The following is a 17,545-nucleotide window of genomic DNA, read 5'->3' as shown; positions in this document are numbered from 1 at the left end:
CATTGTGGTGTACATGAATTTTAATAGCTTAAATGGTTTATCTATATGACTACATTTATTTGAAAATACTTAATTTTACATATTTAAAAGTTGAATGATTAAAGATTAAATGTTATAATCTATAAGGTATAATACGAATAATATACATTGATGTATACTATTTAATAGCTTATGTGTTATATGTTTATAAAATATATATTTGTAGTGAGGATGAATGCGATGGGATTGCTTAATAAAATATTTGGTACATATAGTGAAAGAGAAGTAAAGAGGATCATACCTATAGTTGATCGGATAGAAGAACTTGATAGTACCATGAAAGCTTTAAGTGATGATGATCTTAAGGCTAAAACTGCTGAATTTAAAAAGAGACTTGAAAATGGAGAGACTCTTGATGATATACTTGTTGAGTCTTTTGCAGTAGTTAGAGAAGCTTCTTCAAGAGTATTAGGACTTAAGCACTTTAGAGAACAACTTATAGGAGGAATTGTTCTTCATCAAGGAAGAATTTCAGAAATGAAAACTGGTGAAGGAAAAACATTAGTTGCTACACTTCCTTCATATTTAAATGCTTTAACAGGAAAAGGTGTTCATATAGTTACTGTAAATGACTATTTGGCAACTAGAGATGCAAAGCAGATGGGTGAGCTATATGGATTTTTAGGATTAACAACAGGAGTAATAGTACACGATTTGAATCAGCAGCAAAGACAAGATGCATATAACGCGGATGTAACATATGGTACAAATAACGAATTTGGATTCGATTATTTAAGAGATAACATGGTTATATACAAGGAAGAAAGAGTTCAAAGAAAACTTAATTTCTGTATAGTAGATGAAGTTGACTCAATACTTATAGATGAGGCTAGAACACCACTTATAATTTCAGGTGAGGGTGAGAAATCAACTGAATTTTATAGAGTTGCAGATAATTTTGCTAAAATGCTTAAAAAAGAAGATGATTTTACTATAGATGAAAAGACAAATTCCGCTATATTAACAGAAGTCGGAGTTGAGAAAGCTGAAAAATATTTTCATCTTGATAACTATGCAGATCCCTCAAACATGGAAATACAGCACCATGTTGCGCAAGCTTTAAAAGCTAATGCACTTATGAAAAAAGATAAAGATTATATGGTTAAAGACGGAGAAGTTATTATAGTTGATGAGTTTACTGGAAGACTTATGGAAGGAAGAAGGTACAGTGATGGTCTTCATCAAGCAATTGAAGCTAAAGAAGCAGTAAAAGTTCAAAAAGAATCGAAGACGCTTGCAACTATAACTTTCCAGAATTACTTTAGAATATATGATAAACTTTCAGGAATGACTGGTACAGCACTTACAGAAGAAAATGAATTTAGAGAAATATATGGTCTTGATGTTGTGGTAATTCCAACACATAAACCAATTAAAAGAAGTGATTTACCAGATCTTATTTATAAAACTGAAAAAGCAAAATTTGATGCTGTAGTTGAGGATATAGCTGAAACTCATAAAAAGGGTCAGCCAATTCTAGTTGGAACTGTTAGTATTGAAAAATCAGAGCTGCTTTCAGATTTACTTAAGAAAAAGAGAATTCCACATCAAGTATTAAATGCAAAATACCATGAACAGGAAGCGGAAATAATATCTCATGCCGGAGAAAAAGGTATGGTTACAATTGCAACTAATATGGCAGGTCGTGGTACTGATATTAAGCTTGGTGAGGGAGTTGTAGAACTTGACGGACTAAAAATAATAGGTACTGAAAGACATGAATCTAGACGTATAGATAATCAGCTTAGAGGTCGTTCTGGTCGTCAAGGAGATCCCGGAATTTCAAGATTTTATGTATCTCTTGAAGATGATCTTATGAGAATTTTTGGATCTGATAAACTTAAGGGAATGGTTGACAGGTTAGGTCTTGGTGATGATGAAGCTATTGAAAGTAAGATGGTAAGTTCTGCTATAGAAAATGCACAGAAGAAAGTTGAAGGAAACAACTTTGATATAAGAAAAACTTTACTTCAATATGATGATGTAATGAATCAACAGAGAGAAATTATATATAAACAAAGATCTGAGGTTCTCGAAGGAGAGGACATGAAAGATCAAATACAAAACATGATTAAGGAATTAATTTCAAATTCTGTTGATGCTCATATAACAGGCTTGGAGGAAAATTTAGAAGAGGATATAGAAAAACTTTTAAATTATCTTTATGATATATATCTTCCTAAAGATGCAGTTACATTAGATGAACTTAAAGTTCTTTCAAACGATGAAATAAAAGAAAAACTTCTTAATATAGCAACAGATTTATATGCAAAGAAAGAAGAAGAATTCTCTAGTGAGCAGATGAGAGAAATAGAAAGAGTAATACTTCTTAGAATTGTTGATACTAAGTGGATGGATCATATTGATAGTATGGAACATTTAAAACAAGGTATAGGACTTAGAGCATATAGACAGCAGGATCCTGTTCAGGCATATCAAATGGAAGGTAGCGATATGTTTGATGAAATGATAGCAAATATTCAAGCAGAAACTGTTAAATACCTATTCCATGTTGAGATAGAAAGAAGACCTGAAAGAGAAAGAGTAAATAAGGAAGTTACAACTAACTATGAGTCTGAAAATATTGTGAAAAAGCCAGTTAGAAGAAAAGAAAAGAAAATAGGAAGAAATGATCCTTGTCCTTGTGGTTCAGGCAAAAAATATAAAGATTGCTGTGGTAGAAAAGCATAAAATGTGTTTTAAGAAAAGAGCTGTTTCAAAATGAGGCAGTCTTTTCTGTTTTTATAATAGGCTATATCTTAAATAAATGTAAAAACCAAACCTTATTTAAGATATAGTCTTATAATAAAGTTAGTTTGAAAGGGTGATGAAATTGATTATAAAGCTTGAAGAGGCGGCATCAGCTGTAAAAGAGCTTATGAATAGTGTCAATGAAATGAGGGCTTCTCTTTGACATAGAACATGCTGAAAAGAAAATAGATGAGCTTGAGCATAATATGCAGGAAGATGGATTTTGGGATGATATGAAAAAATCCCAAGAGGTTAGCAAGGAACTTAAGTTTTTAAAAGATAGAATAGAAAGATATAAATCAATAAGTAGCAGACTTGAGGACACTAATGTCTTAATAGATATGTGTAGGGAAGAAGAAAATGAGGAAGAAGCAGAAGAAATATTAAATGAAGTAAAAGCTTTAAAAAATGAAATCGAGGACTTTAAAATAGAAATTTTACTTTCTGGTGAATATGATAAAAATAATGCAATTTTAAATCTTCATACCGGAGTTGGTGGAAATGACGCTCAGGATTGGACACAAATGTTACTTAGAATGTATACAAGATGGGCAGAAGCTAAAGGCTTTAAAGTTGAAGTTATTGATATGCTCCCAGGAGATGAAGCAGGAATTAAAAGTGTCACACTGAAGATAACAGGAGAGTATGCTTATGGATACTTAAAAGCAGAGAAAGGAATACATAGGCTTGTTAGAATATCACCTTTTAATGCAAATGGAAAAAGGCAGACATCTTTTGCATCTGTAGAAGTTTTACCAGAGCTTACTGAGAACCAAGATATTGTAATAAGACCTGAAGATTTAAGAGTTGATACCTATAGAGCCAGTGGTGCGGGTGGTCAGCATATAAATAAAACGGATTCAGCTATCAGAATAACTCATCTTCCAACAGGAATAGTGGTGCAATGCCAGAATGAAAGAAGTCAGCATTCCAATAAGGAAACTGCGATGTCTATGCTTAAATCAAAACTTGTTGAATTGAAAGAAAGAGCTCATAAGGAAAAAATAGAGGATTTAACTGGAGAATTAAAGGATATGGGCTGGGGAAGTCAGATAAGATCATATGTTTTTCAGCCTTATACTATGGTTAAAGATCATAGAACAGGTGTTGAAACTGGTAATGTTAATTCAGTGATGGATGGAGAAATAGATGATTTTATTAAAGGCTTTTTAAAACAAGAAAGCAATTCATAATGAAAAATTAATGATGTTGTAAAACACGAGAAGATCTAAGATTGGCTTCTCGTGTTTTTAATTTGCCATTTATTTTTGTTGATTTATACTTTTGACTGCATATTGGAGAGATATAAAAGTTAGTACTATCATAGCAAATAAAGATAATATACAAACCTGTTTGTTGTATAAAATTAAAAAGCTAAAAGTATAAGAGTTATTTATTATATCTCTAGAGGCTATCTTAAAACATCTATCTATGGACGATGAACTAATGTAAGAAGCCTTATCAGCTGGAGTGTGAATTCTTGAAGTATCATCATCGCAAAAGGTTACTGCTTTAATGTTTTTATTTCTAAAGGAGGAGTGGTCACTGGCATCTTCAAATATATAATTAAAACTAACATGTTCCTTTGCACATAGTGTTGAAATAGAGTTAATAGGAGCGGAATTTGCAGTATCCTTTTTTCCACCCATGATTGACAATGGAATTGAAGAGGGACTGCCAATCATATCAAAGTTATAATCCTCACCAGATTTTATTTTTTTGTAATATTTATTTACAAAAGCTTCAGAACCCTTAAGACCAAATTCTTCTCCATTGAAGGCAACAAATATTATATCTCTGTTAGGGGTACCAAGGGAATTTATAAATTTACTCATTTCAAGTATAAAACTTGTACCAGAGGCATTATCAAGAGCCCCATTGTAGACCTTTCCGTTTAAATCTGTGCCCACATGATCGAAATGTGCAGAAATAATAACTGGAGGTTTTGAAGAATCGCTGCCTTTTATATATCCAATAACATTTTTTAGTGTTGTTGTATCGTTAGAATAAGGAATAAAGCAATCTATTATGCAGCCATTGTTTAAATAATTTCTAATTTGTGAGAGACAGTCTTTAGTTACCATTATACATAAGGAATAGTCACTGTCAGCAATAAAGGAACTTCTAAAGCTTATATTGTTGTCTTTGGGTGCATAAATTATGAAGTTATTACCTTTATCTCTTATTTGAATATATGAGGAATTAGCTTTTATATTTGAGCCATTATAAAAAACAACATGGTTACTTTTAAAGTTAAGCATATCCTCTTTGAAATCTCTATCATAGGCATAGGTTTTCACTAGATTACCATGCGTATCAACAACTTTAAGATAAGGATCTCCAGATATTCTTTTAGGATAATATGCTTTGAAGGTTTGATAATAGTTTTGGCTATAACTAGTAAGCTTAGAGGCTTTAAATTGATCTCTAATATAACTAGCAACTTCATCGTTTTCGAAGCTTCCGCCTAAACGACCTTTAAAGTTGTTATTAGAAAGAAAAGCTATATTTTTTTTGATTGCATTTATATCGAATTTATGTATAGAGCAATATTTTTGAAAGCTGAAGGCAAATAAAACTATTGATATTACAAAAAGAATACAGATGATTAATTTTTTCATAGTAACTCCTTAAAATTAATTTTCCATATATTTCTATGAATTTGTGAAGCCTTATATTACAAGTAAGTTGAAATACTTAGGGTTTTTATTTATAATAATATCATGTCTATAATTTGAATTTTTTGGAGGTAAAGTAGTTAATGAAAGATATAAGCAGCAGATTGGCAGAAGAATTTAAAATAAATTTAAAGCAGGTTAATAGTGTTATAGAGATGCTTGATGAAGGAGCAACTGTTCCTTTTATAGCGAGATATAGAAAAGAAAAGACAGGTGGACTTGATGATGTAATATTGAGAGGACTATCTGAAAGACTTGTATATTTAAGAAATCTTGATGAAAGAAAAGAAGCTGTTATAAAATCTATAGATGATCAGGGTAAACTTAATGATGAATTAAAAGAAAGTATAGTTAGTGCCGAAACTATAACTGAGGTTGAGGATTTATATAGGCCATATAAGCCTAAGAAAAGAACTAGGGCTACAATAGCTGTTGAAAAAGGATTAAAGCCTCTTGCAGAGGAAATATTAAGTGGAAAGTTCAAAGGAGATATTGAGGAGCTAGCAAAAGGATTTATAAATGAAGAAAAACAGGTTAAATCTGTAGATGAAGCTCTAAAAGGTGCGGAGGATATAATAAGTGAAAGCATATCTGATGAAGCAGAATATAGAAAGTGGATTAGAAAGTATGTTTTTAAAAATGGAATTGTTGAAACAAAAGGATCCAGTGAAGAATCAACACCTTATGAAATGTATTATGACTTCAAGGAAGCAGTAAGTAAAATACCTCCTCATAGAATACTTGCAATAAATAGAGGAGAAAAAGATAAGATACTTTCAGTTAAGATAGCCTGTGAAGATGAAAAAATAATTGAGTATTTGAATCTAAATTGTCTAAAGGGAAATCAAGTGACAGACAAATACATAGAAGAAAGTGTAGCGGATTCTTTAAAAAGATTAATATATCCATCCATAGAAAGAGAGATAAGAGCAGAACTTACAGAGAAAGGCGAAAACTCAGCTATAGAAATATTTAAAGCTAATTTAAAAGCCCTTTTAATGCAGGCACCTATCAAAGGAAAGGCAGTTTTAGGATATGATCCTGGTTTTAGAACTGGATGTAAAATAGCAGTGCTTGATGAAACAGGAAAGCTTTTAGATACTGCAACGGTTTATGCTACTGCTCCTCAAAATGATGTAGAGGGTTCTATAAAGGTATTAAAGGGATTGGTTTATAAATACAATGTTGGAATGGTATCGCTTGGAAATGGAACTGCTAGCAGAGAATCTGAAGAAGTTATAGCAAAGCTTATAAGGGAAGTAAAAGAGGAAAGAGGAATAGAACTTTATTATGTAATAGTATCGGAAGCAGGAGCATCAGTATATTCAGCATCTGAGCTTGGAACAAAAGAATATCCTGATATAAATGTATCCTTAAGAGGAGCAATATCCATAGGAAGAAGACTACAAGATCCTCTTGCAGAATTGGTTAAGATTGATCCAAAATCTATAGGAGTTGGGCAATATCAACATGATGTTGCACCTAAAAAGCTGGAAGATTCCTTAAAAGGAGTAGTTGAAGACTGCGTTAATAACGTTGGAGTTGATCTTAACATTGCTACTCCATCACTTTTATCCTATGTGTCTGGTATAAATGCTAATATAGCAAAAAATATAGTTGAATACAGAGAAGAAAATGGAAAATTTAAGAGTAGAAAGGAACTTTTAAAAGTAAAAAGGCTTGGACCAAAAGCTTTTGAGCAGTGTGCTGGATTTTTAAGAGTACCGGAGAGTAAAGAGCCACTTGATAATACTTCAGTTCATCCGGAATCATATGATGCAGCTAAAGGACTTTTAAGTAAGCTTGGCTATGAAGAAAGTGATATAAAAAACGGAAATTTAGCCAATATGGATTCTATGGTAAAGCTTGTTGGCATAGATAAATTAGCTGAAGAGCTTAAAGTTGGAGTGCCAACTCTTTCGGATATAATTAAAGAAGTTAAGAAACCAGGAAGAGATCCAAGAGAAGAAATGCCAAAGCCAGTACTTAAAACAGGAATTGTTGATATAAAACAATTAAAGCCTGGTATGGTACTAACTGGAACTGTAAGAAATGTTGCTGATTTTGGTGCTTTTGTTGATATAGGTGTTCACCAGGATGGTCTTGTTCATATAAGCCAACTTTCTGACAGATTTGTAAAGCATCCACTAGATGTTGTTAAGGTTGGAGATATAGTTGAAGTTAGAATTCTTGAAGTAGATGAAAAAAGAAATAGAATATCCTTAAGTATGAAAAAATAGCTTGATTAAATTTATAAAATAAATTATAATAAAGTTAATATAATATTGGTATTCTTCAGGGCAGGGTTAATTTCCCTACCGGCGGTATAGCCCGCGAGCCTTTTATGGCATGATTCGGTGAAACTCCGAAGCCGACAGTAAAGTCTGGATGAAAGAAGAAATAATAGTGTTTTTAATGTGCCCTGACTTCTTGTTCAGGGCTTTTATTATGCCATTTCTGAAGATATCAAAAAATAATAGGAGGCATATAAAATGAAAAATTCAAAACTTAGTAAACTTATCAAAATATCGTTATTGGGTGTAATTGGTTTTGTAATTATGCTTATTGAGTTTCCACTACCTATTTTTCCTAACTTTTTAAAAATAGATTTTAGTGATCTTACAGCAGTTATAGGTGGATTTGCAATGGGACCAATTGCAGGAATTGGAATAGAACTTATAAAAAATTTGCTTGCATTATCCAAGACAGGTACAGCAGGGGTAGGAGAAGCTGCTAACTTTTTAATAGGATCGTCTATGGTTCTTATTTCAAGTCTAATTTATAAACATAAAAAAACAAAGATGAATGCTGTAATTGGATTAGCTCTTGGAACAATTGCAATGTCTGTGGCAGGGTGCCTTCTAAATTATTTTGTGCTTTTACCAATGTATGAAACAGCCCTTCATTTTCCAATAAAAGCAGTAGTTGCAGCAACACATGTGGTTAATCCTTATGTGACTGATCTTAAGAGCTTTATACTATTTGCTATAGTACCATTTAATATAATTAAGGGAGCTGTTATTTCTGTGGTTACAATGGCTGTATATAAGAAAATTTCTCCGGTAGTTCACAAAGAAATAGAAGAAAATGCAGTAGTTTATAATAAAGTAGTTAAATAAAAATTAATAATTGTTATGGGCATATTTTAAAAAGACTTAGAACTTTCAAGAGATTAAATGATGGTGAGATATTGAAAGTTCTTAGAATTTAAAAAATATGCCCATTTATACTTATCTAATATTTCGAGATACTATTATTCTTATATATTTCGCTTCCACATTATTATAGCATCTTCGTTATTGTCGTTATAATAATTTTTTCTAATTCCTTCTTCTACAAAACCAAATTTTCTATATAAGTTTTTAGCTACGTAGTTTGAAGTTCTAACTTCAAGGGTTAAGGAATTTATATTTTTTTCTTTACATATGTCTATAAGACCTTCTATGATTTTTTTGCCGGCTCCTATTCCACGAAACTCTGGATGTACGGCTATATTAGTTATATGACCTTCATCTAGTATAAGCCACATACCACCATAACCAACTACTACATCATCTAATTTGATTACAACGTATTGTGCGAACTTGTTTGTAAGTTCTTTTTCCATTGAATCTTTAGTCCAAGGGACAGCAAAGCTTAAATTTTCAATTGAGAGGATTTCTCTTAAATATTTCTTTTCAAAAGCACAAATTTCTAAATTATTCATCTATACTCCTTCCAGTTCTATTTTCATATTCTCTTTCTGCTTGTGACTTTCTTAAGTAAATTGGAGCGGAGGAAAGTGGGTTATCAAATTTACCTTCACGCATTAAGTTAAGGCCTAGTTCACATAAGCCTGAAGCTTTTACAAGATTTAGATGACTAGGGGAAAAGTTAACTTCATTGAGCCTTTCTTCAAAGACTTTTTTAAATTTTGGTACAGCATCACCTATAAAAGTTACTGGTAAATTATAATCATTTAAAATTTTTATCAAATCATCTACTGAAATAGCCATATAGTCTGAAATTTTGTTGAAATTATTATTTTTGAATGTATATAGTGCTGTATACACATTGTTTCTTAAAGCGTCTATTATAGGACATATTATACCGCTGGTGTAGGCAAGGCTGTATGCCATTGTATCAAGAGAGGATATGCTTACAAAAGGTTTCTTAGAACCTTCGCTAAGCCCCTTTACTACTGCCATACCTATTCTAAGTCCCGTAAAAGAGCCAGGACCTTTTGAAACGGCAAAACCATCCAAATCATCTATGGACAATTTTAAGTTTTTCAAAAGATAATCTATCATGTTCATTATTATTACTGAATGTTGTTTTTTATAATTGAAAGTAATCTCACCTAAAAGCTTATCATCATCTATTACAGCGCATGAAGCAGCTTCAGTAGCTGAGTCGATTCCTAGTATCTTCATAATTTAATCTCCTTTAAATAATCATATCTATTTCCTGTGTAATTTATTACTATTTGTCTGTAATTTTCACCTTTTTCTGGCAGCTTATTTATTGTAACATTTATTCTTTCTTCAGGAATTAAATCTTCAATATAATGTGACCATTCAATTACACTTACAGCGTCACTAAATATGTACTCATCAAAACCTATAGCGTAAATTTCATCGGGATCATTAACTCTGTAAACATCAAAATGGTACAGCTTAAGCCTGCCTTGATATTCGTTTACAATATTAAAGGTCGGGCTAGTTATATATTCATCTATTTTAAGTCCTTTAGCAATCCCTTTTGTAAAATGAGTTTTTCCAGCTCCAAGGTCACCATTAAGACATATTATATCACCTTCATTTAAAAGCATGCCAAGTTTTTCACCCAAATGTAAAGTTTTATCAACACTATCAATAAGAAAAGTCATGTTATCACCTCTTAAAAGTATTTTATATCAAATTTGAAAAAAAGAAAAGGTAATATAAACTACTACCTTAACTTATCTTATCTAAAGTACTTTTTAATTGTTCCACCGCTATAGGACATATAAAGCCATCATCTGCCATACCATTAAGTATGTTGAAGGCCTGATTACTTGACAATCCTTTTCTATAAGGTCTATTTTCTATAAGAGCTTGGTAAATATCACATACACCTAGAATCCTACATTCTTCAGATATTTTTTTTGAAGTTAAACCCATAGGATAGCCCTTTCCATTAAGTTTTTCATGATGAGAAGATGCCCAATAAATTATATCATCAATTCCATCTATTCTCTCAAGAATAATTTTTGTATAATATACATGAGACTTTATAATTGAAAATTCGTCATCTGTAAGAGAAGCATTTTTGTCAAGTATAGAAGTTGGAATTGCAAGCTTGCCTATATCATGAAGAAGACCAGCTATTCTCATTTTTATACATTTTTCTTCAGAGTAGCCAACATACTTTGAAACTTGATAAGACAATTTTGAAATTCCTCTAGAATGTTCAGCTGTAAAATTGCTCTTATTATCTATTATTTTTGAAAGTATGTAAGCTATTTTTTCAAATTGGTCTAAATCTATATTAGTGTCGATCTCAGGGGATATATTATCAAGTATAAAATCCATAAAACCAATGTTTTCTAAATCAAACCAAAAAATATCGTTTTTAGTTATTGATAAAAAGGCTTTTACCACATTTTTATCAAATATTGTATTGGAATTTTCTGAAACCCAGGATATAATTTTAGAATGCTGCTTATATGCCGGAATATTATCCTTATAAAGCAGTTCTACTAAATCAGCCATATGTATTATTCTACTTTCAATAGGGATATCCTTATTTTTTAAGTGCAGAGGACCACTGCCGTTAAAATTTTCGTGATGATATAATATAATTTTGGATATGTCGCTGTAAATAGGAAGATTTTTTATTATAGATTCCCCTAATATACAGTGTTCCTTAATAAAAGTAGACGATGTATGACTTTTACTTAAAGAATTAGCTGCGCCTATATCGTGAAGCAGTGAAGCTATGTATAAATTTTTAATGGATTCTTCGGGCAAATTAAGTCTTTTACCTACCTTTAGTGATATGTAAGTTGTACGTTTTGAATGATTTAAAAATTTATGTGTAGATAAAGGTATATTTGAAATTTCCTCAACTATTGTTGAATTTTCAACAGAACTTATTTGAGAAAGATCTAAAGCTAAAGATATTGCCCTTATGATTTTTTCAAAACATATACTCATAATTTTCCTCCGTAAAGTAATTCTACTATAATATTCTATCATATTTAAAATAATTATAAAACGACAAAATATACTTGTTGCAAAAATAGTATTAAAATATTGTTAATCTTATCTATAATAATATATTACAGTAATATAATGGAAACTTATTTCAATGTTGAGTTAGATATGCAGATATAATATAATATAAATAAGACAATATTAAAACAAGACTAGAAGTCTTTTTGTTTTTTTGTTGATTTTATTTGAGGTGAATATTTATGAAAAAAATTTTATGTTATATTATGGCTTTTGCAATCATAATTTCATTTTCTGGATGCAAAAGTAATTCTAAGACTAATGTGAATGTACCAAAAGAAAAGAATAGTAAAACTCAAGGAATAAGTCTTGATATAATGGTTACAAATAAATATCTTTACAATATAGTTAAAAGCTTAACTGGAGATAAAGATAATGTTCAATTTATGTTTAGTAAGGATGATAGTAATATAAGGCAGTTTAAGTATACATCTGATAGTTTAAATAACATAAGTAAATATGATTTATTTATTTATACTTCAGCTGACTTTGAACCTTGGGTATCAGGTTTTCAAAATAAGCTTGATAAAAGTAAGATTGGTGCAATAGATGTTTCAAGAGGTACCAAAATGAATTCTCTTGATAAGGATGATAAAAAAAGCGATGAAAACATAGATAAAAATCCCTACTATTGGGGAAACTTTGATAATTACAATACGGTTCTTTTAAATATAAGGAATGCACTTGAAGAAAAGGATCCCAAAAGTAGAGATTATTATGAAGAAAAATTCAAAAGCTGTGTAAAAGCTGTAAGGGATATGGAAAAGGAATTTAAAGATGTAGTTAAAGATTTTGATGATTACACATTTGTTACTACACAATATAAGTTTGATTATTTTTTTAGTTATAATGGGTTAAAAAGTGTTAAGGTTAAAACACAAGTTAAGGGTACTCCAGTTCAGGACATAAGTGATAAGATAAGCAATCAAAATAAAGTGTGTTTTATTTATGATGATGATAAAGATTTAAATGATAATATTGAACTTGTAAAAAAATATTCAATGAAAACTTTGAAGTTTAATATTTACTATGAAAATGGAAACTTAGTAGATATGATGAAGAAAAACGAAGCTTCTATGAAGAAAATAATTAATAACTAAAACTATAATTGTAACAAAAGAGACAATAGGTATTGAAGCGGCTAAAATAACTAACCTCCATGAAACAGTAAAGGGATTTATAAAGAAAAAGGTCTTAGAACCAGAAAGTATTTTGCCGCTTGCTACTTTAAATGTGGCAAAAGCATTAGAAATTTATCCTCTTCATAAAATCTTCATATAGGCATGCTAATATCTAAGAGAAAAAATTAGAGGAGGATTAATAACTATGAATATGACACATTATATGTCGCTATTAGCGGATAATCAGCCATGGAATTTGATTATTTTTATGGCTATTCCAGTAATATGCGCTGAAACACTTACAATAACAGAGTTTTTCATCATATTTAACAGAGTAAAAAATGGAGGAATAAGAAGCTTAAATAAATATGTTGGTATTTTTGATGGAATATACTTTACAGGTATATTTATATATTTATTATTTAATGCTGTTATACCGCTTACTACCACAGGAGGGTGGCATACTTGGGTAGACGTAACTGCTGTTGGGTTTTACTTAAGTGGAGTTGTTTTTCTTCTTCCAATCGCTTTGATGGAGCTTGGAATAATATTTAAGCATAAAACCTTTGAGGAAAAGATGAAAATTCATTTTATTCTTGTAGGTGGGTTCCTAGTTGTTGCTCATATTGCTATGATTTTTGGTATGGTAAATCCAAAGATTGTTAATAATATGTCGTCAATGCCAGGTATGTAGATGAATATAATTATGATTGAAACTTTTAAATAAAAAAGACTAGATTTTAGATTGAAATAAATTAATCTAAAATCTAGTCTTTTTCTTTTTAAGTTTGGCAGGGGCAGTAGGAATCGAACCCACAACCAACGGTTTTGGAGACCGCTACTCTACCAATTGAGCTATACCCCTATAATAAATAACTGTTAAATTACCAACAACAAATATTATAAGCCAGAATAAAGATTCAGTCAAGCATATTTTAAGAAAAATTGTAAATTCTTTTATGTAGTTTAAGCATTTTATATTTAAGTTGTGATAAATAGAATTTGTTGAAATATATATTTTAGTTGTTATAATTAAATAAAGACGCATATACGATTTTTTAATAGTTATAATGCATATAAAATGATAAATTTGAGGTGAATTTATGGAAGAAAAAATATTATTAGTAGATGATGAAGAGAGTATTTTAAATGTGCTTTCATATGCATTAAATAAGGAAGGATATGAAACTGAAAAAGCATATAATGGACAAGAAGCTTTGGATAAGTTTCGCATTTTTAAACCTGATATAGTTATACTTGATTTGATGCTTCCAGTTATAAGTGGATATGATGTATGTAAAAAAATAGAAGATGAAAATGTTGGAATAATAATGCTTACAGCAAAGAATGATATTGTAGATAAATTGTTAGGACTTGAGCTTGGAGCAGATGACTATTTAACAAAACCTTTTGATATTAGGGAAGTTATAGCAAGAGTAAAATCTCTATCTAGAAGGTGTAAGAAGACATCATCAGCTTCAATAAATAATAATTTTATAGTAATAGACGATTTCAAAATTGATTATAGGGAAAGAGTTGTAACTATAGGAGGGAAAGAACTTGAATTTACGGCAAAAGAATTTGAATTGTTGTATTTACTGATTTCCAATATTAATATTGTATATACAAGAGATCAATTACTTGATTTAGTGTGGAATATGGAATACATAGGTGGTACGAGAACTGTTGATACACATGTTCAGAGAATAAGAAAAAAATTAGGCGATAAATATGAAAAGCTAATAATGACTATTCATGGTGTAGGGTATAAAGGAGTGAATCCATATGAAAGTAGGAATAAAGGTTAAATTAACTTCATTTATAACCTCACTGTTAATTCTAGTAATAGTACTCTTGAGTTTTTTAGTTCTTAGGGGAATTAAAAGTTATCAGAAGATGAAAAATGAAAGCATACTTTTAAATCAAAAAAACTTGTTTGAGCAGTATTTATCTAATGAACTAAATTCTTCTAAATACATAGATATGAAAAATCAAAAGGAAATTCATTTAAATAATGCTGATTTATTTAATAAACCATGGTTGAATTCAATTCCAGCAAGTATTTATGATGTAAATGGAAATTTAATGTATACAATTGAAAGCAGTAATAAAAATAGCGATGATGAGAAAATGATAAGATACTGTTTACAAAATAAAATAGCATATGAAGAAGATGATAATCAACTGTACTATTATTCACCAATTAAATATAATAACATTATAGTTGCAGTATTGAGGCTTAGATATTCGGTTAAGGAAACAAATGATTTTTACAATAATATTAAAATGTTATTTATTATATTGGGGTTAATTTCATTGGTAGTTGGAATTGCTTTTGGAATTTTGTATTTGGTTCCGTTTACAAATGATATAAATAAAATAATTTATTCAGTAGCCAATATTCAAAATGGAGATTTTAAAAATATAAAAAAGCTTAGTAGAAATGATGAACTTGGAACTTTAAGTAATGGTGTAGAATTTATGAGTAATACCATAGAAAATGATATTATTGTTTTAAAAAAGCAAAGAGATGATTTAAGCAAAGCTGTTGAGAAACTAGAAAAAATGGGCAAAGAACAAAAAGAATTTATAGGGAATGTTACTCATGAATTTAAAACTCCCCTTACGTCAATAAAAGCATCAGCAGATATAATGCTTATGTATGAGTATGATCCTAATTTTGTTAAAGAAGCTTCAAGCAGTATAGTTAAGGAATGTAATAGACTTTGTGATATGGTTGATAATGTTTTGAAGCTATCGTCCTTGGAAAAATATGATTTTGAAGTGAAAAAGAAAGCTGTTAAGCTAAAACCTTTAATTGAGCAGATTTCTTCTAGAATGCTTGGAAAGATAAAAAAATACAATATCGAATATAGCACTAACCTTAAGGATTTAACCATAATAGGTGATGAGGAAGGAGTTAGGCATATACTAATTAATTTAATAGATAATGCTATTAAGTATAACAAACCTAATGGAAGCATAAGCATATGTACATATGACAGGGAAAAGGAAGTTTATATAGAGGTGGCTGATACTGGAATTGGTATTTCTGATAAGGATTTAGATAAAATATTTGAAAATTTTTATAGGATTAAAAACGATAGGAGTAGGAAAACTGGAGGAACTGGAATTGGACTTTCATTTGTTAAAAAGATGGTTGAAAAGCAAAATGGGAGAGTGTTAGTAACTTCAGAAATAGATGTTGGTTCAAGGTTTACCATTATATTGCCGCAAGATATTAAATTAATGAGTTTACATTAATATGACATTATCGTGATATTAATGTAAAGGTAGTAGAATATGATAATAATCATAAAACATACTAGGAGGTAATATTATGGTAAAGAAAAAAGTAATGATAGGATTGCTTTCAGCTGCTGTTTTGTGTACAAGTGCAGGTATTGGTTATAAACAAATATTTGCCAACAATGTTAAAAAGAATGTTACGCTTTTAAGCTATTCAGCAGCAAAGGTTGCAAAAACTGATGCAACTTTTAAAATTAATGCTTTATCTTGTGGTGAAGCTGTTGAATGGCTAAGTGACAATGAGGTTTTGACCTTAAATAAAAAGTCAGAGTATAGTAATCCTAACATACCAGGTATTAAATACCCAGTTTATTATTTAAGTGTGTATAACATAAATACAGGAAAAACAAAAGATTTTAAAGATGTTAATGATGCTGGTGATCCTATTAAGATTTCGCCGGATAAAAAATATGTTCTTTATACTGAACCAAAAGTTATGCCACAGGTAGGTAATACTGAATGGCAAAATGATTTGAATTCTGGCAAGCTTTTTAGTAGAAGTGTAAAAATATTAAATTTAACTAATGGAAAGATTACTGATTTTAAGGGAGAGTATAAGGCAAAAGAAGCAAATTATAGTTGGATAGATAATAATAAATTATTTGTTTATTATCCAAATGAAGGAAATAAGTGGAATGTTGAAAATGTAGATGGAACAATATATAAGACGGGCAATGTTAAAGCTCCTGTTGCAGGAAGCCATCCTTGGCCTGCAAGTAATTTAAATATTAAAGTTTCTGGAAATGATGTTTCTGGTAATTTTATAGTAGAAGTTGATGATCCTTCTGCAACTGGTGAAGACATGAAATCAACATACTACTCTGTTAATGTAGCAACAAATGAGATGAAACAGATATATAGAACCGTAGGAACCGCTGTAGGATATACTTTGGAAAATAATGTGCTTTTAATTGATGATTGGAATAAAACCGATGATTTTACAAGACTTGTTTATTTTAATGATGAAGGTGTTAAGTTGGGTGAAGCTAAAACTACTGAATTTAATAGGAATAGTGCTGTAGGTCCTGTATATGATATTTCGAAGGACGGAAAAACTATTGCATTTCCAGCTATAATACCATTACCAAAGGGTACTCCAATTAAAGATGTAATTAAAGATACTACCACTTCCTTAGATATTTTGGATTTATCTACTGGTAAAATGAAGAAAGTTTATCAAAGTAAAAATTTAATAAAGGACATAAGGTGGAGTCAAGATGGAACATCTTTAATATTTAATGATGGAAAACAATACATTCTTAAGATACAGTAAAGTGCTGGAGATGATTGGGATAGTTTTTTTAAAATATTACAGACAAAAAAGAAAAGTAGCTGATAAACTATCAACTACTTTAAACACTTGAAAATATTACTGCTAAACTACATTAATGAT

Annotated in this window: 14 protein-coding genes, 1 tRNA gene and 1 riboswitch; of the genes, 9 read left to right on the top strand and 6 right to left on the bottom strand. The window is 30.2% G+C overall.

Translation table 11 applies throughout. The features are described from left to right. Positions 1 to 219 precede the first annotated feature (219 nt). Entirely contained in the window at positions 220 to 2,730 is a 2,511-nt protein-coding gene (gene secA, locus ACJDT4_RS08525) for a preprotein translocase subunit SecA (protein ID WP_406787138.1), read from the top strand. Between the two features lie 142 nt (positions 2,731 to 2,872). Next, positions 2,873 to 3,983, top strand: a protein-coding gene (gene prfB, locus ACJDT4_RS08520; RefSeq protein ID WP_406787137.1) for a peptide chain release factor 2 whose coding sequence is annotated in 2 segments (ribosomal slippage) — positions 2,873 to 2,950 and positions 2,952 to 3,983 — 1,110 coding nt in all. Because the reading frame shifts where the segments join, the coding sequence is not laid out codon by codon here. 69 nt (positions 3,984 to 4,052) lie between these two features. Here the strand turns inward: prfB and ACJDT4_RS08515 are convergent. Continuing rightward, on the bottom strand, positions 4,053 to 5,411 hold the full coding sequence (locus tag ACJDT4_RS08515; RefSeq protein WP_406787136.1) for a M28 family metallopeptidase: 1,359 nt from the start codon (positions 5,409 to 5,411) through the stop codon (positions 4,053 to 4,055). A 140-nt stretch (positions 5,412 to 5,551) separates the two neighbouring features. Here ACJDT4_RS08515 and ACJDT4_RS08510 point away from each other — a divergent pair, with 140 nt between their 5' ends. Continuing rightward, positions 5,552 to 7,708 (top strand): Tex family protein, encoded by a 2,157-nt coding sequence (locus ACJDT4_RS08510; protein WP_406787135.1) that lies wholly within the window; start codon positions 5,552 to 5,554, stop codon positions 7,706 to 7,708. 47 nt (positions 7,709 to 7,755) lie between these two features. Then, a riboswitch (FMN riboswitch) is annotated at positions 7,756 to 7,872 on the top strand. Between the two features lie 88 nt (positions 7,873 to 7,960). Beyond that, positions 7,961 to 8,587, top strand: a complete 627-nt coding sequence (locus ACJDT4_RS08505) for an ECF transporter S component (RefSeq protein ID WP_406787134.1) — start codon at positions 7,961 to 7,963, stop codon at positions 8,585 to 8,587. A gap of 140 nt (positions 8,588 to 8,727) precedes the next feature. Here the strand turns inward: ACJDT4_RS08505 and rimI are convergent, their stop codons facing one another. The 4 genes from rimI to ACJDT4_RS08485 form a co-directional block, all read right to left on the bottom strand. Beyond that, on the bottom strand, positions 8,728 to 9,174 hold the full coding sequence (gene rimI, locus ACJDT4_RS08500; protein ID WP_406787133.1) for a ribosomal protein S18-alanine N-acetyltransferase: 447 nt from the start codon (positions 9,172 to 9,174) through the stop codon (positions 8,728 to 8,730). Beyond that, positions 9,167 to 9,880 (bottom strand): tRNA (adenosine(37)-N6)-threonylcarbamoyltransferase complex dimerization subunit type 1 TsaB, encoded by a 714-nt coding sequence (tsaB, locus tag ACJDT4_RS08495; RefSeq protein ID WP_406787132.1) that lies wholly within the window; start codon positions 9,878 to 9,880, stop codon positions 9,167 to 9,169. Before tsaB ends, rimI begins: the two co-directional genes overlap by 8 nt. Continuing rightward, positions 9,877 to 10,335 (bottom strand): tRNA (adenosine(37)-N6)-threonylcarbamoyltransferase complex ATPase subunit type 1 TsaE, encoded by a 459-nt coding sequence (gene tsaE, locus ACJDT4_RS08490; protein ID WP_406787131.1) that lies wholly within the window; start codon positions 10,333 to 10,335, stop codon positions 9,877 to 9,879. Before tsaE ends, tsaB begins: the two co-directional genes overlap by 4 nt. A gap of 67 nt (positions 10,336 to 10,402) precedes the next feature. Next, positions 10,403 to 11,644, bottom strand: a complete 1,242-nt coding sequence (locus ACJDT4_RS08485; RefSeq protein WP_406787130.1) for an HD-GYP domain-containing protein — start codon at positions 11,642 to 11,644, stop codon at positions 10,403 to 10,405. A gap of 260 nt (positions 11,645 to 11,904) precedes the next feature. Here ACJDT4_RS08485 and ACJDT4_RS08480 point away from each other — a divergent pair, with 260 nt between their 5' ends. Continuing rightward, on the top strand, positions 11,905 to 12,822 hold the full coding sequence (locus ACJDT4_RS08480; RefSeq protein WP_406787129.1) for a metal ABC transporter substrate-binding protein: 918 nt from the start codon (positions 11,905 to 11,907) through the stop codon (positions 12,820 to 12,822). Between the two features lie 226 nt (positions 12,823 to 13,048). Next, a complete protein-coding gene (locus tag ACJDT4_RS08475) occupies positions 13,049 to 13,537 on the top strand; it encodes a DUF6803 family protein (RefSeq protein WP_406787128.1) in 489 nt (162 codons plus the stop codon). 95 nt (positions 13,538 to 13,632) lie between these two features. Here ACJDT4_RS08475 and ACJDT4_RS08470 read toward each other — a convergent pair. Then, positions 13,633 to 13,708 (bottom strand) — tRNA-Trp (locus ACJDT4_RS08470). Positions 13,709 to 13,946: 238 nt separating this feature from the next. On the opposite strand from ACJDT4_RS08470, the gene ACJDT4_RS08465 reads away from it, so the two are divergent. The 3 genes from ACJDT4_RS08465 (at position 13,947) to ACJDT4_RS08455 (ending at position 17,425) form a co-directional block, all read left to right on the top strand. Further along, positions 13,947 to 14,651 carry a response regulator transcription factor gene (locus ACJDT4_RS08465; RefSeq protein ID WP_406787127.1) on the top strand — a complete coding sequence of 235 codons (705 nt, stop codon included), beginning with the start codon at positions 13,947 to 13,949 and terminating at the stop codon, positions 14,649 to 14,651. Next, positions 14,629 to 16,107: a sensor histidine kinase gene (locus tag ACJDT4_RS08460; protein ID WP_406787126.1), complete on the top strand. Its 1,479-nt coding sequence runs from the start codon at positions 14,629 to 14,631 to the stop codon at positions 16,105 to 16,107. Before ACJDT4_RS08465 ends, ACJDT4_RS08460 begins: the two co-directional genes overlap by 23 nt. 76 nt (positions 16,108 to 16,183) lie before the next feature. Beyond that, entirely contained in the window at positions 16,184 to 17,425 is a 1,242-nt protein-coding gene (locus ACJDT4_RS08455; RefSeq protein ID WP_406787125.1) for a hypothetical protein, read from the top strand. The last annotated feature ends 120 nt before the right edge of the window (positions 17,426 to 17,545 follow it).

Source organism: Clostridium neuense (assembly GCF_045310695.1).
In the GTDB taxonomy this organism is placed as follows: Bacteria; Bacillota; Clostridia; order Clostridiales; family Clostridiaceae; genus Clostridium_S; species Clostridium_S neuense.
The sequence above is the reverse complement of the archived record's forward strand: the minus strand, read 5'-3'. Positions and strand labels throughout refer to the sequence as shown.